The sequence below is a fragment of the Blautia sp. KLE_1732_HM_1032 genome, assembly GCF_025147905.1.
Lineage (GTDB): Bacteria > Bacillota > Clostridia > Lachnospirales > Lachnospiraceae > Blautia_A > Blautia_A fusiformis.
In genome coordinates this window covers 1852129-1876375 of record NZ_CP102266.1, presented here as the reverse complement: position 1 = coordinate 1876375, position 24247 = coordinate 1852129, and the positions used below count along the sequence as shown (strand labels likewise).

Here is a 24247-nt window from a genome sequence, read left to right as displayed (position 1 = left end):
CGTATGAATGGAGGTGTTTATAGCACTGGGAATGAAATTGTAGATGAAAATGCAAAACTGAATATATCTGGAAATATCATTCCGCAGGTGTGGTATCGGACAATCATCAGAGAAAGCGGAAAGCCAAATCTGACAGCCATTATTATACTGGCAGATATTGTGTATTGGTATAAGCCTACAGAAATCAGAGATGAAGGAACCGGACAGGTCATTGGGGTAAGAAAGAAATTTAAGTCAGACCTTCTTCAGAGAAGTTACCAGCAGATCAGTGAACAGTTTGGGATTTCCAAAAAAGAAGCGACAAATGCAGTGGTATTTTTAGAGAAGCTGGGTGTGGTAAAACGGGTATTTAGAACCATTTCCATGAATGGGATTGTTGTAAATAATGTTTTGTATCTGGAATTGATCGTAGACCGATTAAAAGAATTGACTTATCCAGAAGAAACAGGAGCAGATCCGGTTTCCTTTGAAAAAAGAAGAGAGAAATCCAAAGCAGAGAAAATCAGTTCCCATACAGCCATAGAGGAAGAGATACATTTTGTAGAAGAGAGGGCTGTCCCTTTCCAAAGGGAGAGGGTGTCACCATTCAAAGAGGGAGCATACCCCGACAGGGAAACAGAGCCCTGGATACCCAAAGAGGTACCTCAGACTGATAGCGGGCAGACAAATACAGAGATTACTACAAAGACTACAGCAGAAAGTACCCAAAAGAATACAACAGAAATAGGGAATGGGTATAGAGATAATCCTATCTTATCCTATCAGGCAGCAGAAGAACAGTTCAAAGATCAGATTGATTATGATGCGATATGGATAGACAGACCTTTTGACAGAAAACTGCTCAATGAGATTGTAGGGCTTGCAGTAGATGTTTTGACGTCCAATGCAAAGACCATAAGGGTAAATCAGGAAGAACGACCTCTTGGCATTGTACAGGGAATGTATAAAAAGCTGGATAAGTTTACCGTAGAGTATGTGATAGACTCAATTAAGCAGTGTACAAGGAAAGCCAATAATATCCGGGCAGTGCTGCTTACCGCTTTATACAATGCCACATTGACAGCAAACAGCTATATATCCAATCTGTTTGCTTATCAGGAAGCTATCCCTCAGACGTAAGGAGCGTGATAGAAAGTAACAAAATTAAGAAAATTCAGGACAGCTCATGGATATACACAGATAGAACTTGCGGCTGTCTTGGGTATCAGTCTTCGGACGTATCAGAGGATTGAATACGGACAGCAAAAGCCCAATGTCTATGTAGTTGTCCGACTTCAGCGGTTATTTCAAAAAGATATTAGTGAGATTATGGAGGAATATACAGAATGAGGGAAGAAAGGTTTCGTATTCAGTGCCCCAAACATTTTCTGGTTGGAGATTCAGGGCGTTTTGAAAAATCTCCACAGGGTAAGGATTCGGATTTTGTAGTAGATTATGCTCCACCGGAAATGTTTGAAGCCGGGATTGTCTTACAGGAGATGGGGACGGAGGGAGATACCTATTGCACAATGTATGTCTATTTTGCACCAGAGGAACACCTTCCGGTTTATATGGACAGCATGAAATACGACCTACAAAAAGTATCCATTCGGAAAATTTTTGTTGATACCGAGGAATACCTCATAAAAGTAAATGAGAAGATAAAAAAGTTTTATGCGGGTGAGGACGGTTGTTGGGGTTCCTATACGGAACTTTACCGGAAAGAGAATGGGGAACGTCTGACTGATGCAGTGATTGTTTTTCTGTGTATGTCAGATGAAATGAAGTTTCAGGAAATGGAAGCTGTGATGGGGGAACTGTTTGAAAAACTTCCTGTGATAGACAAAGAAAAGAAAGAAACAGGTCAAGAACCAAAGAGAACAAGATAAAATACAAACTATAACTTTCAGGAGGATAAGAACGTGGAAACTAAAATGATTATTGGAATTGATCATGGAAACCGTAACATGAAAACTGCAAATACTGTATTTTCAGCAGCAATCCAGCCTTTACAGGCAAGGCCGGACAGCCTGGAACATATTCTGGAATACCAGAACCAGTTTTATTATGTGGGAGGGAAAGTACCGGAAAAGGAGTGTGTGGATAAGACAGAGAATGAAAATTATTATCTTCTTACCCTTGCAGCACTGGCACAGGAAATGCGCTGCCGGGGACTGACAGACGCTTCCGTAAAAATGGGAGCTGCCCTTCCGCCTAGAAGATTTCAGCAGCAGAAAGAAAGTTTTAAGAAATATCTGTTAAAGACAAAGGAACTGCATTTCCGTTATGAAGGAGTACATTATCATGTGTCTTTGGAAAATGTGTTTGTTTTTATGCAGGGGCATGTGGTGATCCATACGCTTTTAGAAGCAGTTCCCGGCTATTGCCTTTTAGTAGATATTGGTGGAGGAACTACCGACCTGGTAGAGTTTGTTGACGGAATGCCGGACGGGAAGTATTCGATTTCGGATAAGGCAGCTTTGTACTGTATCGGAAAAGTCAATGAGGAAGCCATTGCCAAAACAGGGGCAGGGGTACCGGCATACATTACAGAAGCATTTATGAGAACAGGAAGCTATGACTGCCCGAAGCAGTATCAGGACGTCATAAAAAACTGTTTGAAGTCCTACGCAGAGGAAATTTATGGTATCATACAGGCAAACCATTATAATCTGGATCTGACCAAAATGGTGTTTATGGGCGGTGGTTCTTCCATTGTGGAGCATTTTGGAGCCAATGAGGGAAAAGATGTACAGTTTGTAACGGATATACATGCCAATGCAAGGGGCTGTGAAGAGGCAGTGAAAAGTATTATCCGGGCAAAACAGAGGAAAATGCGGACAGCATGATAGGAAGTGAAAACTTATGGATACGGAAAAAGTATATACAACTTCACTGCGGCTGTATAAAAGCAGACCGGTACATCATCAGGCTTATCGGTATCTGAAGGAGTATAACAAAGATATTTTCAAGACAAAAGACGATTTTATAGCAGAAGCAATCGTTTATTTTGCCAAGTATCTACAGCAGGAAGAAGAAGTACAGCAGATGAAACTATTAAATACCCTTCTGGAGAACCAGAAAGAACAATTTTGTAAAATCGTAAAAGAAGCGGTTTCAAAGGCACAGGAAGAAGCCTTTGAGAAGCGGGGTGTGCTGGAAAAGACCGTTCAGGGAGAACTTTCTGACGGTGGAACGATAGCAGAGAACAGGGAAAAGGAAGAAGCCTGTATGGAAAAAGATTTACGGTTTGCGGAATTTTATGGGGCATTTGAAGAATAAGGAGGAAAAAGATATGGCAGTAGGAAGAAGTGTATGGGAAGTTGTAAAAGGGATTTTCATTGCAGTGGGGAAACTGCTGTATCTGACAGGGAAACTGGTGATATGTTTGTTTCTGCTGGTTCTGCAGCTTGTTTTGGCAGTGTTCCATGCAGGAAGCAGGGAATAGAAAGGGGATTGACAGGTGCATTGGATACGGGACAGACCGTATACAAAAGATAGAAAAAAGAAGATAGAAAATGGAAAGCAGGCTTGTGTGGCCTGCTTTTTTTGACGAAAAAATGAAAAGGAGCAAAGCTATGATGAAAGGAAAAAAGAAAAGGCTGCTGGCTGGGACGCTGGCACTTCTTCTTAGTTGTTCTACGTTACTCAATACAGGGATCACCGCACTGGCTTCTGAACAGTCTGAGGAACATGCACAGATACAGGAAGTAAAACAGGAGGAGGCTGCTTCAGAAACATTACCGGAGTTGGAAGAGGTAAAGGAGCAACTAACAGAAGAAGAACTGGTGTATGCAGAGGACCTTACCATAAAAGCAGGAGAGTCCTTTGACTTGGAAACAGATTACAGGGGTTTTCAGAAAAATGATGAAAAAGTAAAGGTGACGTTTCTGAAAGCAGAAGGGGACTCCGGCAATTCTTTTGATTTCAATACCCCAGGTTCTTACCAGGCGTTTTATCGTGTTGATCCGTTAAGCGGAAACCCTTCCTATCAGATTATGAGAAGAATTGTGGTAGAAGCAAGGGAAAACAGTACACAGGAACCCCAGGGAGAAGTAAGCCAGCATACCGAAGATGGCTCCGGTGAGGACGGTGAGGCGGACCCTGACCCGGAGATACCGGAGGTACTGACGGAAGAACCGGAAATGCCAGATGCAGGGGCAGAGTTGATTGATCTGACACCAAAAGAGGATAAGGGAATGTTCTTATCGGTTGTTCCGGCAGCAATGGAGCAGCAAAAAGGAAGCAATGTACATCTGGTACAGGGAGAGAAAATCCCATACCCTTCTAACGTGGGGAACTATTCTACTTCCTATTTCACCGTAAATGGCCATGTGGCATATTGTCTGGAGTCTATGAAGGCTTCCCCGCCGACCTCGGATTATGTAGCCAATGAATTTGAAAGCAACCCGGAATTACAGAAAGTCCTTTATTATGGATATGGCGGTCCCGGGGACATTACTGGGGAGTATATGCCCTCTTTTGACTGGAAGACAAAGTATATTTTTACGCATTTAGCTGCCGCTTATTCTTATTGTGGCATGGACGGTTTTTATGGCTGTACCTTTGAAGATATTAAGGCAAGCGGTGTGTGGGGATATATCCAGCATATTTACAGCCTGGAAGCACCTCCGACAGCAGCAATCACATTGTCCCCAAAGGAAGCAAAGGCTTATGAAAGTGGAAAGGAACAGCGTACCGGAGAATTTACTTTAAAAGGTGACCATAGAAACTATATTACTTTAAAAATGCCAGAGCATGTGACTTATCACAGTGGAAGTACAAAACAGACAGGAACCGTAAAGATCAATGGGAATACCACATTCTATTTCAGTGCTCCCAAAACTGTAACTGGTACATGGAACAGTGGTAAGCTGAAAGGACAAATGGGAACTCAGTGGAAGACCTTAGTATTGTCTACGGGTTCTGGTTCTCAGGATATTGGGTATGGGGCATTTTTTGAAGAAGAAAGTGCTTCTGTGGAATTTACGGTGAAGTGGCTGGACCTGGCAAGGGTAAAGGTAACAAAAAAAGATAAGAACAGTAAAGTAAATCTGTCCGGCGCTGTTTTTGGTATTTATTCAGACAGTGCATGTAAAAACCTTCTTGTACAGATGCCGGCCACAGACAGCAACGGTACTTCTGAGGTGGAAATTCCGAAAACCCAGGATACGGTATATTTAAAAGAAATTTCTGTTCCAGAAGGATATAAGCTGAATACAGAGTCTTTTAACGTGAAGCTGGAAACAGGAAAAACAACTTCTGTTGCAGTGACGAATGAGGAACAGAAAGGAAAAATCACAATCCGTAAAAAAGGTGAGGTTCTGACCGGAGTAACCGGAGAAGAGGGAAACCTGACTTTTGTATATGGAAATGCGGACTTTGCAGGGGCAGAATATAACATTTATGCGGCAGAGGATATTTACAGCCAGGATAAAGTGACGAAGGTGCATAAAGCAGGGGATCTGGTAGAAAGTCTGACAACAGGGGAAGATGGAAGCGCTGTTTCCAAAGAATTGTATCTTGGAAAATATAAGGTTGTAGAACAGAAAGCACCGGAAAATCTGGTGATTGGGAAAACAGAACAGGAACGTACCCAGTTTGTAACCTTGTCCTATGCAGGACAGAATGTAGAGCTATCCCAGGGGGAAACCGTTTTTACCAATGCAAGACCGGAGATTTCCGTAAATGTAGTGAAAAAATCGAAACATGATGATGTTACCCTGGAAGGTGCGACGTTTGGCTTGTATGTAGAAGAAGACCTGACGGCAGCAGACGGAAAGGTCCTTGTAGAAAAAGGAAGCCTGGTGGAACGTGCTGTTTCCGACAGGGAAGGAATGGCTGTGTTCCATGCAGATATTCCTTTGAATTTCCATTACAGCGTGAGGGAAATCCAGGCACCAGATAAGTATTATATGACAGATGAGGTGTATCGTTTCTTCTATGAATATAAAGACGACAGCACCTACACATATACTTTTTCCCATGATTTTAAAAATGAGGAAGTACGGGGAGAAGTTCATGTAAGTAAGATTGACCAGGATTCCCAGGGATTTATTTCTCAGGGTGACGCAACCTTAGTAGGGGCAAAATATGGGTTATATGCTACGGAAGATATTGAACACCCAAATAAGAAAGATGGGATTGTCCATAAAAAAGGGGAACTTGTAGCGCAGGGTACGATTTCCAGTGAAGGAACCGTAGATTTCAAAAACCTGTATCTTGGAAATTATTTCGTAAAAGAAATAGAGCCGGCAGAAGGGTATCTGTTAGATGAAACAGAGTATCCCGTAGAGGTTTCGTATGAGGGACAGGAAGTACAGATTGTACACCGGGAGGTGACTGTAAAGGAAACTGTAAAGAAACAGGCCTTTCAGCTTATCAAGATCTCAGAAGACGGGGAGCAGACAGAAACAGAACTGGTAGAAGGAGCTGGATTTAAGGTATTCCTCATCAGTGAGCTGTCTGGTGTAAAAGACGGAAGTTTGAAGCCGGGAAATGGTTCTTATTATACCCCGGAAGATTTTATCACCTATGATTACAGCAAAGACGAAACCGCTTCTTATTGGGAGAATGGTAAAAAGATTACGGTACCAGAGCTGTTTACGGATAAGAAAGGATATTTAAAGAGTCCAGAACTTCCTTATGGAACCTATGTGGTGTTTGAGTCTACGGTTCCGGAAAATTTAAAAGGGATTCGTCCATTTATTGTACAGATTTCGGAAGACAGCCGGGAACCCCAGGTATGGCGTGTGTTTGATGACCGTCCTTTGCAGTATTACTTCAAGATTGTGAAAAAAGATGCCCAGACGCAGAAGCCGGTGCTGGATAACAGTGCAGCTTATAAGATTTATGATGTGGAAGCAGAAAAATATGTGGAAATGATCGTAAGATATCCAAAAAAAGAAGTGGTATCTGTGTTCAGGACCAACGAAGAGGGATACCTGATTACACCGGAGCAGTTAAAATGTGGCACTTACCGGATTGAAGAAGTGGAAGCACCGGAAAATTATGTACAGGTAGGATTTGAAAATGCCCTCTTAAAAGACGGGAAGGAAGTTCCGCTGAATGAAGTTGCAGACGGAGGAACATACCAGGAGGCAAAGAAAGCGCCGATCACTATTACCGTAGATTCTGATACCGTACACCAGGTAGAGGAGGAAACCGGTAAATTTATTGTTGTCATTGAACAGTATAATGATGAAGCAGTAGGAAGCCTTACAATCCATAAAAAAGGAGAAAAACTTTCTGGTGCTTCTAAAGTAGAAGAAAAGTTCCTGACAAAGATGAAAAACGGTGTAGCAGGTTTCGTAAATCAGGTAAGCAGTTTCTTCACTGGGGAAGAGGTCATGGAAAAAGAGAAAGGTTATGAATTTGACTATGAAGAGGGAAATATGGAAGGTGCAGAATTTGCCATTCATGCAAAGGAAACCATTTATACCCCGGACGGACAGAAAGACGAAGCAGGAAACCGCATTGTAAAATATGAAAAAGATGCCCTGGTAGCCCGTATGGTGACAGATAAAGAAGGAAAGGCAGTCCTGAATAATCTTCCTATCGGAAAATACTATGTAGTGGAAGAAAAAGCAGGTCAGAACTGCGTGCTTGACCCGGAAGCAAAAGAATTTGAAATTGCATATAAGGGACAGGAAGTAGCAGTGGATTATGTAACAATGGAACTTACCAATCAGCGACAGAAAGTTTCCCTTAGTCTTCTGAAGAAAGACGCAGAAACCGGAAAACCGCTGGAAGGAGTGGTATTCGGGCTGTATGCGCAGGAGGATATCAAGAATGCTGCCGGGGAAGTAGTTGTAGAAAAAGATGCCTTGATTGAACTGGGAACAACAGATGAAGAGGGCAAGCTGGTATTTCAGGCAGATCTTCCTCATGGAAAATACTATATTCAGGAAGTAGAGCATAAGCCGGGATACCTGCCAAATGATGAGGTGTATTCCTTTGATGCGTCTTATACAGACCAGACCCTTGAACTGCTCGCTTTTTCAGAAGAAATTTCTAATCAGCCTACCATTACGGAGTTTACGAAAGTAGATTTAACCGGTGGACAGGAAATTGAAGGGGCCAAAATGCAGATCCTGGATCAGGAAGGAAAAGTGGTAGAAGAGTGGGTGTCAAAAAAAGAAGCTCATGTAGTCTACGCACTGGCACCAGGGGAATATATACTGCATGAAGAGCAGGCGCCTACGGAACAGGGATATGTCCGGGCAGAAGATGTGAAATTTGTTGTGGAAGAAACAGGGGACGTACAAAAAGTGAAAATGGAGGACGACCATACAAAGGTTTCTATCTCTAAAACAGATATTACAGATGGTAAGGAGATTGAAGGGGCGAAGCTGCAGATCCTGGATCATGACGGGGAAGTGGTAGAGTCCTGGACCACAGGAGAAGAACACCTGATTGAGTATCTTCCGGTAGGCACTTATACCCTGCACGAAGAGGCGGCAGTTGACGGATATATTGTGGCCAATGACGTGGAGTTTACAGTAGAAGAAACGGGAGAAATTCAGAAAATGAAGATGGAAGATGAGCGTGCTATGGGACAACTGGTTATTGTAAAGACTGATACAGACAGTAAAGCAGCTTTAGAGGGAGTAGAATTTGTTCTGCTGGAAAAGGAAACCGGAAAAGAAGTAGGACGTTTGAAGACTGGAAAAGATGGAAAAGCAGTTTCAGAACTACTTCCAATTGGAACTTATGAAAATGGTGTTTTCAAAGAACCGATCACCTATGTGCTGAAAGAAACTGCCACCTTAAAGGGATATGAGAAGACGGAAGAAGAGTGGGAAATCGTATTTACCTATCAGAATGATAAAACACCAGTCATTGAAGTGGTAAAAGAGATCCAGAATAAAAAAATACCAGAAACACCAGGTACCGTAAAACCAGGACCAAAAACGGGTGATGATACAAACTGGTTCCTGCCTTTGCTGGCTCTTGGTGTAAGTGCAGGTATGGTAGCAGGCCTACTTTATTACAGAAAAAGACATAAAAAGGCATAGAAAATAAAAATCAGTTTTTAAACTTGGGAAAGGGCGGCTGCGGCTGTCCTTTCTTTGGCAATATGAGGTGAGAAGCATGGAAGAGAAAAAAAGAATACGGTTTATTGACAGCCATTATCATACCCTGTTCAGCATAGCAGACGGGGACTCCATAGAGATTGTATATCCAGATGGAAAAAGGGAAGAACGGGTTTGTACCTATATTGATGAATACCACACACAGGTAGGGGCAAGGGTGTTCCATATTTGTGAATTTGCAGAAATCATGGAAGCAAATGGAAAATCATATTGCCCGGCAGAATGCAAGGAAAAGGAAGAAAGAAAAGAGGCAGTCAAAGGGGAGAAGAAAACCGGAACTACCCGTATGGAAAGGAGCAGGCGTTGAGGATAGGGATTATAGATGCAGATCTTTTATACCGGAAAAGACACCGGTTTCCTAACTTGGCATGTATGAAACTTTCCGCTTATTGGAAGGAGCAGGGATTTGAAACAGAGCTTCTTTTGGATTATAGCCAGGCAGGGGAATATGACCGGCTCTATGTATCAAAAGTGTTTACGGATACCTTTGTGCCGGAACATATTTTGACGAGGGAAACAACCGTTTATGGAGGGACTGGATTTTTTTACGATAAAGCACCGGTACTTCCAGAAGCGATTGAACACCATACACCGGACTATCATTTGTATGACCAGATGGTAAAAGAACATAGCGAAGGAGAGAAAAAGAAGAAAGAGTTCCAATTTTATACGGAGTATTCCATTGGTTTCCTCACCAGGGGGTGTTTTCGGAAGTGCAGTTTCTGTGTAAACAAAAACAGCACCGGTGCAGCACCAGCAAGCCCATTGGAAGAATTTTATGACCCGTCCAGAAAGAAGTTATGCTTTTTGGACGATAACTTTTTTGCCTGTGCAGGGTGGGAAAAAATCTTTTCCAGTGTCCTGGAAACAGGCAGGCGGTTTCAATTCCGGCAGGGGCTGGATCTGAGGATTATGCAGAAAAGGCAGATGGAACTTCTGGCATCTGGAAAATTGGATAACGGTATGATTTTTGCCTTTGACCATATCAAAGATCAGGAACTTATTGTAAGAAAATTGGAACTTTTGCGGGAAGTGATCCCAGTTTCTTACCAGAAAATTAAGCTGTATGTACTGTGCGGCTATGACTGGGAAGGAACCTGGAAAGCAGATTTTTGGGCAAAGGATATTCGGGACGTTTTCATACGGATTGAGATTTTGATGCGGTATAAGTGCCTGGCTTATTTGATGCGCTATGCCGCATGGGAACGGGCGCCGGAGGTTTATAAGGGAATGTATATCAATCTAAGTCGTTGGTGTAACCAGCCCGCCCAGTATTCAAAAAAGAGCCTGCGGGAATTTTGTACCGGACAGGGAGAGTATAGTTCCTGTTTCCGCTACCTGACTGCTTTTGAAGCTCTGCACCCGGAAATGGCACATTATCTGGATATGAAATATGAAGAGGTGCAGTATGGGAAAATTTACGGCTGAAGAAATTCAGATTGCAAAGGCAGTGGATTTAGTGGATTTGGCGGAGCAGATAGGGATTCCATTGAAAAGGAAAGGCAGGTTCTATCAGGCAGTTGGTATGGACTCTGTGATGATCTTCAACCGGTCTTCCTGGTGCCGGTTTAGCCAGGGGGTAGGTGGCAGCACCATTGACTTTCTGGAATATTTCAGAAACATGGATTTTGTGGAGGCAGTCAAATATCTGCTGGAGTTTGCCGGATATATCCGTACTGAAACCATGCAAAAATTTCAACCGGAAAGACAGGCTGAAAAAATAGAAGAAACAAAACAGAGAAAAGACATACCGAAAGAACCTTTTGTACTTCCTTCAAAATCAGAAACCAGCCGCCGGTTATATGGCTATCTGATAAAACAGCGGAAGCTGTCAAAGCAGATGATTGATTTTTGGGTAAAAAAGGGGATTTTGTATGAGAGCGGAACGTACCATAACCTGGTTTTTGTGGGAAAAGATACGGAAGGTATCCCACGTTTTGCCAGCCAGAGGGGAACCCTGGATAAATATGGAAAACCCTTTAAAGGAGATGTTACGGGGAATGACAAAACTTATGGGGTTAATCTGGTAGACCAAAACAGTGATACGCTCTATGTATATGAGGCGGCCATTGATGCCATGTCCGATATGGAACTGCGGGAAGATTATCAGAACAATATCCTGGTACTTGGAATGCTTTCCGATGGTCCTTTGGAAAAGTTCTTAAAAGATTATTCTCATATCAGGAAGATACAGTTCTGTTTGGATAATGACCTGCCGGGAAGACAAGCGGCAAAAAAATTGGCAAGAAAATATACCCTTATGGAGTATGAGGTTTTTGTACGTCTTCCACCTATGGGAAAAGACTATAATGCTTTTTTGCAGTATAAAAAGGAAAACCAAGAGCTTTCCAGCCTGGTAGAAAAGGAAAGGCCGCTTCTTACTGAAACAAAAGGGACAAACATACAAAAGATAGAAAAAATGGTAGGACACAGGAACATAGTATCATACCAGATAGCACAGGCAAGATAGGAGGGTATTCTTTTGGAAAATAGCTATGATGAGGAATGTTTCAAAAAATGGGAGATCGACGAATGCGAAGCGGAGATGGAAAAAGTAGTGCAGTGGATAGGAAAGAGGAAACTGCATGGACGTGTACGGGTTGCGTTTATCGAAGAGAGCTATGAGCGGCAGGGATACCGCATGGGGATACCCAAGCAGGCGTATGTGTCCAGGGTGCTGGCAAACATCAGGAAAGAAGAGCGGTGAGAAAGAAATAACCAATCCGAAAGTGGGAGTGTTAGGAAAGGAGGTGGTGCAGACCAACAGAATTTTTGACAGAAGGATAAACTCTGGATACGGGAAGGGGTGATTCTATGATTGTAAGGTAATGCCAGATGGATATTTCGTTTGTAGCTGTGGATTTCTCATGAAGACTATAAAAAATTTAGGAGACAGGAGGAAATAAGTGAGTAATCCTAGGTAAAATGTGTAGCTACACCTCATGAAATATGAGGAATGAAATATAGTTTGGTGAATTTTTGTGAGTTTGATAAATATGCAGCAAAGAGTTATTGTGCGATTCATGGTACAAGTGAAACATTGAATCTGGGAGATATTACAAAAGTGGACGAAAGGGAGATTGAACCGTTTAACATGATCTGTGGCGGAAGCCCCTGTCAGGATTTTTCCCTGGCAGGCAAGCAGGCAGGCGCGGTTTGGAAATGCCGAAGCTGCGGGTATGAGTATAACCCTCTGCAGGTACATTATTCCAAAAGGGACGCCTGCGGCATGTGTGGTTCCCATGATATTGATAAAACACGTTCTTCCCTTCTGGTGGAGTGGCTCCGTATGATACGGGGTGTCAAACCAGTATGGGGAATTTACGAAAATGTAAAAAATATTGTAGGAAAAAAATTCCGGGATACCACATTCCGGTTGTTTGAAGAAGAACTGCATGAATACGGATACCACACCTATTGGAGTGTTCTTAATGCAAAGCATTATGGAATACCACAGAACAGGGAACGGGTATATCTGATTTTGATACAGAAGGAAATGGATAATGGAACATTCCAGTTTCCGGAACCGCTGGAGTCCTTCCAGTGCCTTATGGATATTCTGGAGGATACGGTAGAGGAAAAATACTACTTATCCCAGGAAAAAGTACGCCGCTTGATTGAAGATATGGAAGAGAGAAAAGCGCTTTTGTTTGAGCCGGACGAAAAAAGCCTGAAGGCTTTTCGGGAAAACCGGGTAAAACGGGCCGGAAATATCAAAGGGGTGTTTGAACAGACTGGACGGGTTTATCTGCCAGACGGGTGCTGCCCTACGGTAACTGCCTGTGGTGGTGGCGGACAGCAGCCCAAAATTCTTCAAGTGGGAGATATTCATACCGGCTATGGTTCAAGCGGGGTTATTTATTCCCCTTTAGGAAGCAGCGGTGCGGTTTTAGCAGGGCATGACCAACCAAAGATTGTAGAAAAATGTCCAGGAGCAATCCGGGGCAGGTATGATCGGGAAGGCCGGATTGTGCAGACTTTGGAACTGGGAGAAAAAGAAGTCTGCCATACCCTTACTTCTGTGCAAAAAGATAATATCATTCTGGTACGTCAAAAGACACAGAAAGGTTATGAGGAATGTTTGGAAAATGGTGTTGTAAATCTTAGTTATCCGTCTGTGGAAAAACGGGGAAGGGTACAGGAGCATGGGGAACTCTGCCCTACGCTTACGACATCAAATGGAATACACCGCTTAGAGTCTTTGTTCCGTATCCGGAGGCTGACACCTTTAGAATGCTTCCGGCTTATGGGCTTTTCCGATGCGGATTTTTGGAAAGCAAAAGAAGCAGGCATAAGCAACAGCCAGCTTTACAAACAGGCAGGAAATTCCATTGTTGTTGATGTGCTGTACTATATTTTTCTGGAACTATACAAAGCCATGCCATATCTGTTTGAGGATATCCGGATTTCTTCCTTTTTCAGTGGGATTGGAGCTTTTGAAAAGGCATTGGAGCGTTTGGAAGAACAGGTAAACCAATAATTTCATAAGAGAAACCCAAAGCGGCAAATGGTCCATAGAGAGTCTTCCCATACTTGTTGGAAAGAGAAAAATTGCGGAAGAAGAAGCAGCCTGCATGGGAGTCTGTGTAAAAGCGTTGATAGCAGAATGGAAGAACTGCTGTCACATCAGACACAGGAGGCTGGCAGATTTGCTAACAGAACTGGGGGTTTGTTAGCAGAAATAGAAGTAGGAAGTGGAAAAACCGATAGCAGATGTTTGGAACTGCTATCGGTTTTTCCCTATATGGAACGCAGGTCTGCTACCAGTATCTGCGTTTTGCTATCTATTTTATCCGGGGTATTAGGGGTATCCCCCTAACAAGATGGGATTTTGTACGGTAAAATCCGTATCTTGCAGAGGACTGGCATAGCCAGTCCGGACGCCGGGAAGTTATACGGTGACCGATAGCAGGTCTTAGGAGTTGACAGCAGATAGCGTTGGAGTAGAAATCGGTAGATGAAATATGTGATAAAGATAAGGAAAGGGGGAGCATGAAAAAAGAAACAATGAAATGCAGAAAAGAAATCCGGCTGTACTCATGGGAGTTGGAAGAGTTACAAAAACAGGCAGAAAAGATGGGGCTTTCCGATTCCCAGTACCTTCGTATGCTGATTACCAACCGTCCCAGGGATTACCCGGAAATCCGTCAGGAACTGGAACGCATGAACCAGGAAATCAACCGGATTGGTGTAAACATCAACCAGATTACCCATAACAATAACAGCGCCCTTTATTCCAGGGAAGATAAACACCGTCTGTATGTGTTTTTGAAGCAGATAAAAACACTGGTAAGCCAGGTGCAGGAAAGGCTGTAGGTTATGGCAATTACAAAGTGCCTGCACATGAAACAGGCAAAAACGGGTTATCCGGCAAAACATCTGGCAAACGGTCTTCGCTATATTATGAACCCGGAGAAAACAGAACATGGCCGCTATGTCTGTGGACATAACTGTATTCCTGAACAGGCATTATCCCAGATGGTAGATACTAAACGTCATTTTGGAAAGCTGGATAAAAGGCAGGGCTACCATTTCATTCTTTCGTTTGAGGAAGATGAGGTTTCGGAAGAAGAAGCCTTCCAAGTGGTAGGAGAGTTTGTGGCAGAATTTCTTGGGAAGGATTTTGAAGCGGTTTATGCAGTCCATAATGATACGGACCATATTCATGGGCACATTATTTTTAATTCAGTACGCTGTACTACGGGATATAAATACGATTATAAAAACGGGGATTGGGAAAACAGTATCCAGCCTCTGACCAACCGGATATGCAGGGAGCATGGTTTATCTGTGCTGGAGCTGGAAGAAGTAAAGGAAAAACGCAAACAAAAAGGACAGGAAGAAAAATCTCTTTCTGAACGGGACAGGCGGATCAGAAGAGATGTGGACCAGGCATTACAGGACGCAGGTTCTTATGAGGAATTTCTTGAAAATCTTTCCAGCATGGGATATGAGTTGCGGGGGAGAAAGCACCTTTCTGTTCGGGAACCCGGAGCAGGAAGGGCAAGACGGCTTGACCAGCTAGGGGAAGAATATACAGAGGAAAGGCTTCGGCAGCGTTTTGGACGCCTTCCAATCCCGGAAATGACCGGAGAGGAGATACCGATAGAATGGACGTATGTGTTTATCCCATACCGGGAGCGGCATTTGACCAGATACCAGAAGGAACGTTTTCTTCGCAGGTACCGGCAGGGGAAACCAATGGCAGACTCTAAAACCTGGAAATACAGGGTAGCAATCCATGAATTGAAAAAATTGCAGGAGGAATTTGATTTTCTGGCAGCTTATCGCATACAGGATAAGGCGCAGTTGAAAGCCATTTCTGATGCAACAAAGGAACAGCTTTGGGAAAACAGCAGGGCAAGAAAGCAGCTACGAAAAGAAATGGTTCCTTATGAGGAAATGCTTCTGCTTCTCAATAAGCTGCAGGAAAAACAGATGGAAGCAGAACTTTATCAGGAAGGGTATCAGGAATTTTTTCAAGACCACCAGACATACCAAAACCTTCTTGGGCAGTTAAAAGAAATGGGATATTCCTTGTCTGAGGCAGAACAGACAGACGCTTATTTCTTTGAGAAAGAGGAGCATTTGCGGATTGAATGGAAAAAAATCTTAAAAGAAAAAAGGATTGCAGAGCGTCTGCGTGAAAAAGCAGAAGAAAAAGAAAACTTGGAAGCACAGCAGAAGGAAAAGAATAGGAAACCGTCTGCGAGGGGCAGAGGAAAAGGAGGGTAAATGACAGTAGAAGGACAACGGTATCTGGAAGAATGCCGGAAAGTTTTAAAAGAGGAACAGATGGACGCAGTTTCTATGGGGCTGGATTTTGGTCTTCCTGTTTCGGATATCCAGAAGGTAGTTAAGAGCAACCAGGAAGCCCCGGTGATGAAAGCAATCATCATAGGGCTTATGGAAGGGATTGGGGAAATCGACTTTTTATGTGAAGGAAATTATAACCAGTTCCAGGTACGGGAAATCGTAGAAGGCTTAAAAAACGGGCTGGATATGGAAGAGGTGAAAACCTATGCCGGAAATGAACTGCCGGCCAGTCGTATGCGGACCATGCGGATACAACTGGAAGAGTCAAAGGCAAAAGAAGAAGTTCCGAAAGATGAAGAAATGCGTTCTTATATGAAAAATCTTATGGGGATCATGGAACAATCCATTCAGCAGTTTCGGGAAAGTAATGACCGTTTTACAGCCTTGTCCTCTCTGGTAAAGGAGCATGTTGTTGAAGAGAAAAACCAGGAGATCAAAGACCTGTATGAGAACCTGCACTACAAAGATAAAAACATACAGGAATTAAAAGAAAAGCTGGCAAAGAAAGAGCAGGAAATTCAGGATCTGAAAAAAGAAGCAGAAAAACACAGGGAAAAGACAGAAACTGCTTCCGGGGAAACAAAAGTGGTATTGGAAGAAAAAAGCATACAAACAGCAGAAGGGCTGCAAAAAAGTAAGCGCCGGCTGCTTGGGATTGCCATGCTTGGGAAAAAAGTACCCAAAAGTGTTGTGGAGAAGATTCTGGAATATAACCTGTCCGCAGAGCAGTTGGAAGAAATCCGCCAGTGCGTAGAAAGTGGGCTGGCAGATGCAGAAATCCTTCAGGTGATGGAGAACAGCCCTTCACCGGAGAGAATGAAAAAAATGCGGGAAATTATCCTTTTGATGCGGAAACGGAAGGCGGGTGTGTAAATGGCAGAACTTGAACATGTGGTAAAAACATTTTCCCTTTTGGAAGCTGCCGAAAAGGAACAGCCCTTTCTTACCAGGGAGCAGAAACAGGATTTGTACCGCATTGCTTTTCATAAGGAGTCTATGGAAGAGGTAGAAAAAATTATTTTGCAGTTACAGGCGCCTCATGCAGGAAAGGAAGAAAAAGAGCGTATCCTTTCCCATTACCTTGAACCGTTTTTTCAGGTTCCGGAAAATATTTTGCAGATTGAGAATTATATTTTTCAGCTTCAATATATGACCTATGAAAAGGAAAAAGCAAACCACATGCTGGAGGCTCTCTTAAAACAGGAAAATATCCAGTATGATCTGGAAGCCATGCTTACAGAAGGAAAAATAAAGGCGGCTGTTCCAGTAAAAAAGGACAGGGCAATGGGATAGGAGGGAGAGCATGAGTGAAATACAAGATGCGGCACAGATTATTAAAGTTTCCTTTGAAGGCGCAGAAATCATTCTGAAAATGGGAAATACAGGCTGGCAGTTTGTAAAAGATATTTGTGCGGTATTTAAAAAAGTTCTGGACCAGGAAAAATTGTCAGGGAAAACTTCTGTACAAAAGCTCCTGAAAATGGGAGGCGATTTGCAGGTTTTCCGTTTTGAAACAAAAGACCTGGAGCGGGTAAAAGCCCTGGCAAATAAGTATGGGATTTTATATTCCATTTTGCCGGATTTGAATGAGAAGGACGGTATGAGTGAAATTTTGTTCCATTCCCAGGCAGCGCCCCGTATTCAGTCCATGATGGCAAAAATTGAACATTCCAATATTGGGACGTTAGATGAATATTATGAAAATGCAGAGCCGGATAAGGTGGAGCAGTTGGTAGAAGAAGTAAAAAAGCCTGCCCTGCCGGAGCCGAAGGAGTGTGAACTGGTTGCGCGGGAGCTGGCAAAAAACCAAGTGGAGAAGATCAGTGATGTCCGTTCCCGTCTGAATATGACCTGGCTTCAGATCTGGCCGATTATCTGCTACATGGAAGAACAGGGGATTTTGGAGAAAGGGAAGGAAGGTACGGTAACACTGACCAGGACACCGGAACAGATGGAAGAATTGGTAGATTCCCAGCAGTGGAAACAGTTGTTTGGGGAAGAGGAAGCCCAAAGACGCAGCACTGGAAGCAGCCAGGAAACAGAAGAAAAGATGCAGGTCATTCAGCGTATCCAAAAAGAGAAACGGAACAATCCAGGTGTGAATGCCATTACCATAGACCAGAAGCTGGTATATGAAGAAACAGAGCATCATATCAAAACCAGGATTCCGTACCGTAAGAATGAATTTATCTGGCTGGATAAATCGGAAATTAGCTGGATTAATGACCATAAGACGATTTTTGCAGGTTTGGAAAAGAAAAAGGAGTATGCAATTTTAGACTTGGAGGACCGTTTTCTTAGAAAAACTTCGGGGGAAGATTTATATAGGGAAAGCTATGATCCGGTACACAGGGAACGTGCCAGACAGGAGCAGGAAAAGATACGCAGAAGAAGGGAGCAGAATTACAGGAAGACACAACAGAACCTGGAAGCAGGGAGAAGAACCATACAGGGGCAAAGGAGGTAGAGAACCGGAGCAATTCAGAAAAAGAAGAAACAGTCCTGGGGTATGTATCTCATTGGCGGTGTAGCTTCCGGCTATGGAGGTTATCTCTTGAACGTGTGTTATCAGCCCGGAAAGGATATCAATTATTTTTTAAACCGTCTGGATCAGGTGATGGCAGCCCCGTTTGCCAATTATTGGAACGAAACTTCCTTAAAAGCAATCATTCTGGGGATTTTTGTATATGTGATCGGTATGGTCATGTATGTCACCAGCCGGAAAAACTATATGCCGGGTCAGGAATTTGGTACCGCTGTTTTTGCAGATCCGAAAAAGGTAGCAAAGCAGTTTGCGGATAAAGATGAACACAATAATCTGATCTTATCCCAGAATGTCAGGCTGTCCATGAATACCAGAAAGACCAGGAGAAATCTAAATGTCCTGGTAATCGGAGGAAGCGGCGCTGGAAAAACTTTGTTCATGGTGAAACCCAATCTCCTTCAGTTAAGCAGAGCTTCCCAGATCATTACAGACCCCAAAGGGGAAATTTTAAGATGCTGTGGAGGTATGCTGAAAGCGCATGGATACCGGATACGGGTGCTGAACCTGGTGGAAATGGAGCAGTCTAACGGATATAATCCATTCCGCTATATCCGCTCTGAAACAGATATTGTAAAACTGGTTACCAACCTGATCAATAATACCACACCGAAAAACGCACAGCCCAGTGATCCATTCTGGGAGAAAGCCGAGTCTTTGTACTTGCAGGCCATTTTTCTTTATGTGTGGCAGGAGTGTGAAATGGAGAAAAGGAATTTCCGTATGGTTCTGCAGCTTTTGAATGAGGCGGAAGTCCATGCAGACGGTTCCCCTTCTGATTTAGACCGGCGTTTCCGCAGACTGGAGAGAAAAAAGGGAAGCAATCACCCTGCTTTAATCCAGTATAATAAAGTGGTCCGGGGTGCCGGAGATACGGTAAGGAGTATCATCATTTCCGCAAATGCAAGGCTGGGATTGTTACAGAACCCACAAATTTTGCGGATTCTGGATCATGATGAAATGGAGATTGAGGAGATTGGGCTTGGTGTTGACGGGGACAGAAACCGGAAGACTGCACTTTTTTGTGTAACGCCGGATTCGGATAAGAGTTATGCCTTTTTAATTGGTATGCTTTATTCCCAGATTTTCCAGGAATTGTATTACCAGGCAGACTTCCATTACAATGGAAAACTTCCCATTAACGTCAATTTTATGCTGGACGAATTTGCCAACGTGCCATTGCCAGATGACTACTGCAGCCTCCTTAGTACCATGCGTTCCAGGAATATTTCATGTACCATTTTTATCCAAAACCTTGCCCAGATCAAGGCTTTGTTTGAGAAAACCTGGGAAACCATACCGGGTAATTGTGATTCTCTGGTATATCTTGGTGGGAATGAACAGTCCACGCATAAGTATATCAGTGAGTCCCTGGGAAAAGGAACCATTGATAAAAAAAGCAGTGGGGAAACCAAAGGCCGGCAAGGGAGCAGTTCCCGGAATTATGATGTGCTGGGGCGTGAGCTTTTGACACCGGACGAAACCCGAAAGCTGGATAACTCAGAGTGTATTTTGTTAATCAGGGGTTGTGATCCTATTATTGATAAGAAATACAATACTTTTGCACACTCCAGATTTTCGGAAACAGAAGATGGCGGGGCTGCGCCTTATATCCATGACAGAATGGCTGCCCAAAAACAGGCGGTACAGATTTTAAGTGAAGAATCCCTGGATTATTATAAGAAGAAAAAGAAACAGGGAGAAGATGTTCAGATTGTGGAACTGTCTTTTGGTGAAATTTTTTCTTATGAGCCTATTCCTAAGAAGATTTTTTCGGAGGAAGAGCTGAAAGAGAACCAGAAGAAGAGAACGGTAGAGGAGGTGAGGCCGCCGAAGAAAACGGAAACACCGGTACAGACAGAGGAAGAAAAACTTTCTGAATTATTGGAAAGCCATGTTTATAATGAGGAACAGTTGGGAGAAATCATGCTTGCCATTGGTGCTGGAATTTCGTATGATAAAATCCTTCAAATGGCAGATACAAAAAACAGTGCTGAAAAGATGAAGGAAATCCGTAAAAAATTTACAAAAGAAACAGCCTCGGATTAAAGAAGGCAGATTTTTGGAAACCTGTAGTTTTTGCATTACGCAGGGCAGGTTTTCAAAAATCTGTCTTTTTGCGTAATGCGGTATTAATCACATGAAAAGGAGTAAAAAGATATGAAGATCAAAGAGGTTATCAGAAAGAAACAGAACCGCTTGAAAAAATCTCTACTGGGAGTCCTGGCAGTAAGCGCTGCCACTGTTTCCCTGTTCCCCCAGACTGTCATGGCTTCCGGGGTAAGTGACGTAACACAGCCGCTTATGAATTTAAAGACACTGGTGATCAGTATTATCGGTGCGGTGGGTGTGATTATCCTGGCAAAAAACGTGATGGAATTTGCACAGGCTTACCAACAGCAGGACAGTTCTTCTATGAACAGTGCCATTAAAGGAATTGTTGCAGGGCTTATTATGGCAGCCATTTCCTCCGTTCTTACTTTCCTGGGAATTAGCTAAAACCATTCTTCTTTTTGAGATAAGCAGATAAGAAGAGAGGTGAAGTGATGTTTAATTTAGGAGAGGCGATCCTTGCACTTTTGGAAATCGTGTTTGGATTTTGGAATAACCAGGTCAGCCTCGTATTTGAACTTTTAGGACAGTCCCCTACCGGGTTCAAAGGAGGCGGGCCCTGGGGGATCATTGAAGGGATTGAACCCCTTTTTGTTGGGATAGGCTCTGCCCTGGTAGTCCTTTTTTTCGTCATTGGGTTTTGTGCAGAGTCGGTAGATATCCGGGAAGAAATCCGGTTTGAAGCAATCCTCCGTATGTTTATCCGGGTTGCCATTGCACAGTGGCTGGTATCTTATAACATTACCATTATGAAAGCCCTGTTTACTTCCTGTGGAAACCTGGTGGGGCATTTGGGGCAAAACCAGAGTGTGGAGTTATCCATTGACCCGGCGCAGGCAGAAGTGATCAAAGATTTGGGATTTGGAACCAGTATCGTGTTCCTGATACTTGCTGTTTTCCTGTCTTTAATCGTTATTATCTGTGGTTTCTTCCTGCTGTACAATGTTTATTTCCGCTTTTTGAAAATTATGGTAATTGTACCTTTTGGGGCGATTGCCAGCAGTACCCTGGCTGGAAACCGGGGGCTTAGCAATACCTTTGTAGCCTATATGAAATATTTTATCAGTGTCGTTTTTGAGGCAGTCACAATGGCGCTGGCAATCCTTTTGTGTAACCAGTTTATTTCCTCCGGACTTCCGACCTTTACCGGAGATTATGAGGACTGGGCCAAAACCCTGATTTATTTGGGGGAAATGACCTTTACGGTTGCGCTGACGGTAGGCACTGTAAAAGGAGCGCAGAACCTGACTTCCAGGGCACTGGGATTGTAGGAGGAAAGGATTGTGCAGGAAAAAGGGATACAGATGACACTATTTGAATATTTTCAGGACGCAGAATGCTTCAGCCTTAAAGAAGCAGTGGCTTGTGTAGAACAGGTAAAAGAGGTAAAAGAACCCAGTATCCGGGCAAGAATTTATGAGGGAATAGAAAAGGGGCTTTTTTCCAGGATAGCCAAAGGAGTCTATACGGTTACCAAAGAACAGGACGGAGAAGAGGTAACTTGTATGCTGGTTCAGGGAAATGGCAGGGATTTGAGCTTTTTAAAAGATAACAGTATAGATGCCATTATTACAGACCATGCTTATGACCTGAAAAAAAGCCTGAAAGGGGGAAACCGGGATTTTGCCGCCTATGAATGTTTTCAATATACGCAGGAAGACTTTGATGAAAAATACCGGGTGTTGAAAAAAGGGTGTTTTCTGGTAGAGTTCATGCCGGAAGAAAATGGGGAAAATTATGAATACCTCTATCAGATGAAAAAAATGGCAAAAGAAGCAGGACTTGAATATTATGCAAAAGTCGCCTGGGAAAAAGGAAATTTCGTTGCTAATACGGGAAGAAAATCTAAAAATACGGAAGAGATTGCATTTTTTACGAAAGGAAAAGCCAGGAATTTACGCCCAGATGCGAAAAAGGATAAGGCGGAGCCAGGAATATCCCACTATATGTCAGGCGCCAGGGGAATGCTTCCAACGGTCTTTGACATTGAACCGCCAGGGAAAAACTCCCGTATTCATCAGGCAGAAAAACCAGTGCAACTTTTGCAGCAGATCCTTGGATTTGTAACAGAAGAAAAGGAGTGGGTACTGGATCAGTTTGCAGGTTCGTTTTCCCTGGGGGAAGCAGCACTTTTAAATGAACGGAATGCAATCTGCATTGAAATTAATGAAGAATATTTTGAAAAGGGAAAAGAAAGGCTTCTGTCTGCAAAGAGTAGGAGCCGGTAAGAAGGGAGGATATGTAAATGGAACAGGAAGAAAAACTCAGCCTGGATTTTGGCAATGGGGAGATCTATGAGGTCTGGTTGGAAGTTGCAACTTATCCGGCTGATAAAAACATCAAAGTTTGTGTGTTTACGGAAAAAGAGGAAGAGATATGGAAACTTTTTGAATTGACCACAGATATGGGAATTCCGCTGGAAAAGAACCAGACCTTTTTGCTCCCAGGCTATGATCTGGAGCAGATCGTAGAATTTATCAAAAAAAACGGGCTTGGACAGTTAAAAGAAGAAATTTGCTGTTCTGGTTGTATGGAATATCCACTGTTTGAATTTCAGGAAGAAACTTTAAAGAAATTGGATCCGGAGGGATATGCAGCCTATGAGCAGGCATACCAGGAACGGGGAGAAGTAAAAAATCCAGAATTTCAAAAGGAAATCAAAACAGCAGATTTTCAATGGGCGTATGGAACCGAAGAACTGGCATTACGGGTAGATTATTATGCAATAAACCAGAACCTTTATGTGGAGCTGTATAGCAGGGAAGATGGGGCGTGGGAACCGTTTTCAGATTTGACCGTAAACCTTCCCGGATATTGCCTGGAACCTGGAACTGCCTGTATCAGCGGTGATTTTAGTAAGGAAAATATCCAATTTATTCAGGAGCATGGACTGGGAACACTGCTTCCCTGGAAGGCACAATCCGGTATGGGGCAGTATGCGGTGGTGAAATTTCATCTGGAGGAGCTGCGTAAGTTTGACCAGGCTGGGGTTGCCGCCTTTTGCAATCAACATGGATTACAGAAAACCATGCAGGAAGAGCGAAGACAGAGCAGATAAAAAACAGATACAGGAGGTTATATATGGAGATTGAATTAAGTGAGGACCTACAGCATTATAAAGAATCCCTGGTTCTAGGACTTACAGCAAAACAGTTTTTGTTTTCAGCATTGGCATTGGGCGTAGGAACTGGGATTGTCCTGCTTTTGTATGAAAAAATCGGGATTACTTTGAGCTGTTATGTGGCAACCCCTTTTGTTGTACCTCTGGCACTGACTGGGTTTTATAACTATCATGGGCTGACATTCTGGCAGTTTGCAGGGAAGATGATTTATTTTTCCTTTTTTAACCGCCCTTTGGTGTATGGCTCTACGGAATCGGTGCAGGAACTGAAACAGATTTATATGGAAACCCGTCAGGAAGAAGAACGGGAAGTACAGCAAAGGAAAAAGGAACAGAAAAAAGAGAAGAAAGGTGGTGATGTCAACGTGGTGAAAAAGAAGGCAATCCGTATGGGGATCGTAACGGTAGTGATGATTGTACTTGGTGCGGCAGCAGCGGTGTGGTATAAGATGTACCGTTGACCAGAATATTCAATCAAGGCGTGAAATAGCGCCTGCTCTCCATTTCAGGAGAGGGATACACAGACATGTAGCGGCAGATGGAAGCTGCTGTGTTTGTGGTCCCATCTGCCTGAAAGGAGGA

Annotated in this window: 23 protein-coding genes; all 23 read left to right on the top strand. The window is 43.2% G+C overall.

Annotated elements, in window-relative coordinates; all coding sequences use genetic code 11:
* Positions 1 to 3: 3 nt before the first annotated feature.
* The 23 genes from NQ489_RS08915 (at position 4) to NQ489_RS08805 (ending at position 24126) form a co-directional block, all read left to right on the top strand.
* On the top strand, positions 4 to 1119 hold the full coding sequence (locus NQ489_RS08915) for a DUF6017 domain-containing protein (RefSeq protein WP_227945631.1): 1116 nt from the start codon (positions 4 to 6) through the stop codon (positions 1117 to 1119).
* 78 nt (positions 1120 to 1197) lie between these two features.
* A complete protein-coding gene (locus NQ489_RS17835) occupies positions 1198 to 1329 on the top strand; it encodes a helix-turn-helix domain-containing protein (protein WP_233435075.1) in 132 nt (43 codons plus the stop codon).
* Positions 1326 to 1868 carry a hypothetical protein gene (locus NQ489_RS08905; RefSeq protein WP_227945630.1) on the top strand — a complete coding sequence of 181 codons (543 nt, stop codon included), beginning with the start codon at positions 1326 to 1328 and terminating at the stop codon, positions 1866 to 1868. Before NQ489_RS17835 ends, NQ489_RS08905 begins: the two co-directional genes overlap by 4 nt.
* Positions 1869 to 1901: 33 nt before the next feature.
* Complete coding sequence (locus NQ489_RS08900) at positions 1902 to 2828, top strand: ParM/StbA family protein (RefSeq protein WP_092072137.1); 927 nt, start codon at positions 1902 to 1904, stop codon at positions 2826 to 2828.
* Between the two features lie 16 nt (positions 2829 to 2844).
* A complete protein-coding gene (locus NQ489_RS08895; protein ID WP_021650339.1) occupies positions 2845 to 3261 on the top strand; it encodes a hypothetical protein in 417 nt (138 codons plus the stop codon).
* 13 nt (positions 3262 to 3274) lie between these two features.
* Positions 3275 to 3427 (top strand): hypothetical protein, encoded by a 153-nt coding sequence (locus tag NQ489_RS08890; protein ID WP_155512673.1) that lies wholly within the window; start codon positions 3275 to 3277, stop codon positions 3425 to 3427.
* 130 nt (positions 3428 to 3557) lie between these two features.
* Positions 3558 to 8996 carry a SpaA isopeptide-forming pilin-related protein gene (locus tag NQ489_RS08885; protein ID WP_227945628.1) on the top strand — a complete coding sequence of 1813 codons (5439 nt, stop codon included), beginning with the start codon at positions 3558 to 3560 and terminating at the stop codon, positions 8994 to 8996.
* 76 nt (positions 8997 to 9072) lie between these two features.
* Positions 9073 to 9381: a hypothetical protein gene (locus tag NQ489_RS08880; protein WP_116441961.1), complete on the top strand. Its 309-nt coding sequence runs from the start codon at positions 9073 to 9075 to the stop codon at positions 9379 to 9381.
* Positions 9378 to 10502, top strand: a complete 1125-nt coding sequence (locus NQ489_RS08875; RefSeq protein ID WP_161276455.1) for a hypothetical protein — start codon at positions 9378 to 9380, stop codon at positions 10500 to 10502. The genes NQ489_RS08880 and NQ489_RS08875 overlap by 4 nt, the downstream gene beginning before the upstream one ends.
* Entirely contained in the window at positions 10483 to 11544 is a 1062-nt protein-coding gene (locus NQ489_RS08870; RefSeq protein WP_161276456.1) for a DUF3991 domain-containing protein, read from the top strand. The genes NQ489_RS08875 and NQ489_RS08870 overlap by 20 nt, the downstream gene beginning before the upstream one ends.
* A gap of 12 nt (positions 11545 to 11556) precedes the next feature.
* The gene (locus tag NQ489_RS08865; RefSeq protein WP_025577443.1) at positions 11557 to 11781 is read left to right on the top strand and encodes a hypothetical protein; all 225 of its coding nucleotides are present in this window, start codon (positions 11557 to 11559) and stop codon (positions 11779 to 11781) included.
* A gap of 249 nt (positions 11782 to 12030) precedes the next feature.
* A complete protein-coding gene (gene dcm / locus NQ489_RS08860; RefSeq protein ID WP_227945627.1) occupies positions 12031 to 13554 on the top strand; it encodes a DNA (cytosine-5-)-methyltransferase in 1524 nt (507 codons plus the stop codon).
* 512 nt (positions 13555 to 14066) lie between these two features.
* Positions 14067 to 14390 (top strand): plasmid mobilization protein, encoded by a 324-nt coding sequence (locus tag NQ489_RS08855; RefSeq protein ID WP_025577448.1) that lies wholly within the window; start codon positions 14067 to 14069, stop codon positions 14388 to 14390.
* A gap of 3 nt (positions 14391 to 14393) precedes the next feature.
* Positions 14394 to 15809 carry a relaxase/mobilization nuclease domain-containing protein gene (locus tag NQ489_RS08850; protein WP_259853052.1) on the top strand — a complete coding sequence of 472 codons (1416 nt, stop codon included), beginning with the start codon at positions 14394 to 14396 and terminating at the stop codon, positions 15807 to 15809.
* Complete coding sequence (locus tag NQ489_RS08845; RefSeq protein ID WP_227945625.1) at positions 15810 to 16763, top strand: hypothetical protein; 954 nt, start codon at positions 15810 to 15812, stop codon at positions 16761 to 16763.
* Positions 16764 to 17183 (top strand): hypothetical protein, encoded by a 420-nt coding sequence (locus NQ489_RS08840; protein ID WP_117688068.1) that lies wholly within the window; start codon positions 16764 to 16766, stop codon positions 17181 to 17183.
* Positions 17184 to 17193: 10 nt separating this feature from the next.
* A complete protein-coding gene (locus tag NQ489_RS08835) occupies positions 17194 to 18357 on the top strand; it encodes a PcfB family protein (protein WP_227945624.1) in 1164 nt (387 codons plus the stop codon).
* Between the two features lie 42 nt (positions 18358 to 18399).
* Complete coding sequence (locus NQ489_RS08830) at positions 18400 to 20481, top strand: VirD4-like conjugal transfer protein, CD1115 family (protein WP_420314485.1); 2082 nt, start codon at positions 18400 to 18402, stop codon at positions 20479 to 20481.
* Positions 20482 to 20592: 111 nt separating this feature from the next.
* The gene (locus tag NQ489_RS08825; protein WP_021651237.1) at positions 20593 to 20931 is read left to right on the top strand and encodes a hypothetical protein; all 339 of its coding nucleotides are present in this window, start codon (positions 20593 to 20595) and stop codon (positions 20929 to 20931) included.
* A 47-nt stretch (positions 20932 to 20978) separates the two neighbouring features.
* Positions 20979 to 21815, top strand: a complete 837-nt coding sequence (locus NQ489_RS08820; protein WP_025577460.1) for a hypothetical protein — start codon at positions 20979 to 20981, stop codon at positions 21813 to 21815.
* A gap of 12 nt (positions 21816 to 21827) precedes the next feature.
* Positions 21828 to 22772 carry a DNA-methyltransferase gene (locus NQ489_RS08815; RefSeq protein WP_021651294.1) on the top strand — a complete coding sequence of 315 codons (945 nt, stop codon included), beginning with the start codon at positions 21828 to 21830 and terminating at the stop codon, positions 22770 to 22772.
* 17 nt (positions 22773 to 22789) lie between these two features.
* Complete coding sequence (locus tag NQ489_RS08810; protein ID WP_021651295.1) at positions 22790 to 23602, top strand: DUF4313 domain-containing protein; 813 nt, start codon at positions 22790 to 22792, stop codon at positions 23600 to 23602.
* 23 nt (positions 23603 to 23625) lie between these two features.
* Positions 23626 to 24126, top strand: a complete 501-nt coding sequence (locus NQ489_RS08805; RefSeq protein WP_055056111.1) for a PrgI family protein — start codon at positions 23626 to 23628, stop codon at positions 24124 to 24126.
* Positions 24127 to 24247: the final 121 nt, after the last annotated feature.

What these genes read in the sequence shown, in the direction of transcription:
- NQ489_RS08915 (WP_227945631.1), top strand. Translation starts at nt 4, where the DNA reads ATGAATGGAGGTGTTTATAGCACTGGGAATGAAATTGTAGATGAAAAT.
- NQ489_RS08905 (WP_227945630.1), top strand. Translation starts at nt 1,326, where the DNA reads ATGAGGGAAGAAAGGTTTCGTATTCAGTGCCCCAAACATTTTCTGGTT.
- NQ489_RS08895 (WP_021650339.1), top strand. Translation starts at nt 2,845, where the DNA reads ATGGATACGGAAAAAGTATATACAACTTCACTGCGGCTGTATAAAAGC.
- NQ489_RS08890 (WP_155512673.1), top strand. Translation starts at nt 3,275, where the DNA reads ATGGCAGTAGGAAGAAGTGTATGGGAAGTTGTAAAAGGGATTTTCATT.
- NQ489_RS08885 (WP_227945628.1), top strand. Translation starts at nt 3,558, where the DNA reads ATGATGAAAGGAAAAAAGAAAAGGCTGCTGGCTGGGACGCTGGCACTT.
- NQ489_RS08880 (WP_116441961.1), top strand. Translation starts at nt 9,073, where the DNA reads ATGGAAGAGAAAAAAAGAATACGGTTTATTGACAGCCATTATCATACC.
- NQ489_RS08870 (WP_161276456.1), top strand. Translation starts at nt 10,483, where the DNA reads ATGGGAAAATTTACGGCTGAAGAAATTCAGATTGCAAAGGCAGTGGAT.
- dcm (WP_227945627.1), top strand. Translation starts at nt 12,031, where the DNA reads ATGAAATATAGTTTGGTGAATTTTTGTGAGTTTGATAAATATGCAGCA.
- NQ489_RS08855 (WP_025577448.1), top strand. Translation starts at nt 14,067, where the DNA reads ATGAAAAAAGAAACAATGAAATGCAGAAAAGAAATCCGGCTGTACTCA.
- NQ489_RS08850 (WP_259853052.1), top strand. Translation starts at nt 14,394, where the DNA reads ATGGCAATTACAAAGTGCCTGCACATGAAACAGGCAAAAACGGGTTAT.
- NQ489_RS08845 (WP_227945625.1), top strand. Translation starts at nt 15,810, where the DNA reads ATGACAGTAGAAGGACAACGGTATCTGGAAGAATGCCGGAAAGTTTTA.
- NQ489_RS08840 (WP_117688068.1), top strand. Translation starts at nt 16,764, where the DNA reads ATGGCAGAACTTGAACATGTGGTAAAAACATTTTCCCTTTTGGAAGCT.
- NQ489_RS08835 (WP_227945624.1), top strand. Translation starts at nt 17,194, where the DNA reads ATGAGTGAAATACAAGATGCGGCACAGATTATTAAAGTTTCCTTTGAA.
- NQ489_RS08830 (WP_420314485.1), top strand. Translation starts at nt 18,400, where the DNA reads ATGTATCTCATTGGCGGTGTAGCTTCCGGCTATGGAGGTTATCTCTTG.
- NQ489_RS08825 (WP_021651237.1), top strand. Translation starts at nt 20,593, where the DNA reads ATGAAGATCAAAGAGGTTATCAGAAAGAAACAGAACCGCTTGAAAAAA.
- NQ489_RS08820 (WP_025577460.1), top strand. Translation starts at nt 20,979, where the DNA reads ATGTTTAATTTAGGAGAGGCGATCCTTGCACTTTTGGAAATCGTGTTT.
- NQ489_RS08810 (WP_021651295.1), top strand. Translation starts at nt 22,790, where the DNA reads ATGGAACAGGAAGAAAAACTCAGCCTGGATTTTGGCAATGGGGAGATC.
- NQ489_RS08805 (WP_055056111.1), top strand. Translation starts at nt 23,626, where the DNA reads ATGGAGATTGAATTAAGTGAGGACCTACAGCATTATAAAGAATCCCTG.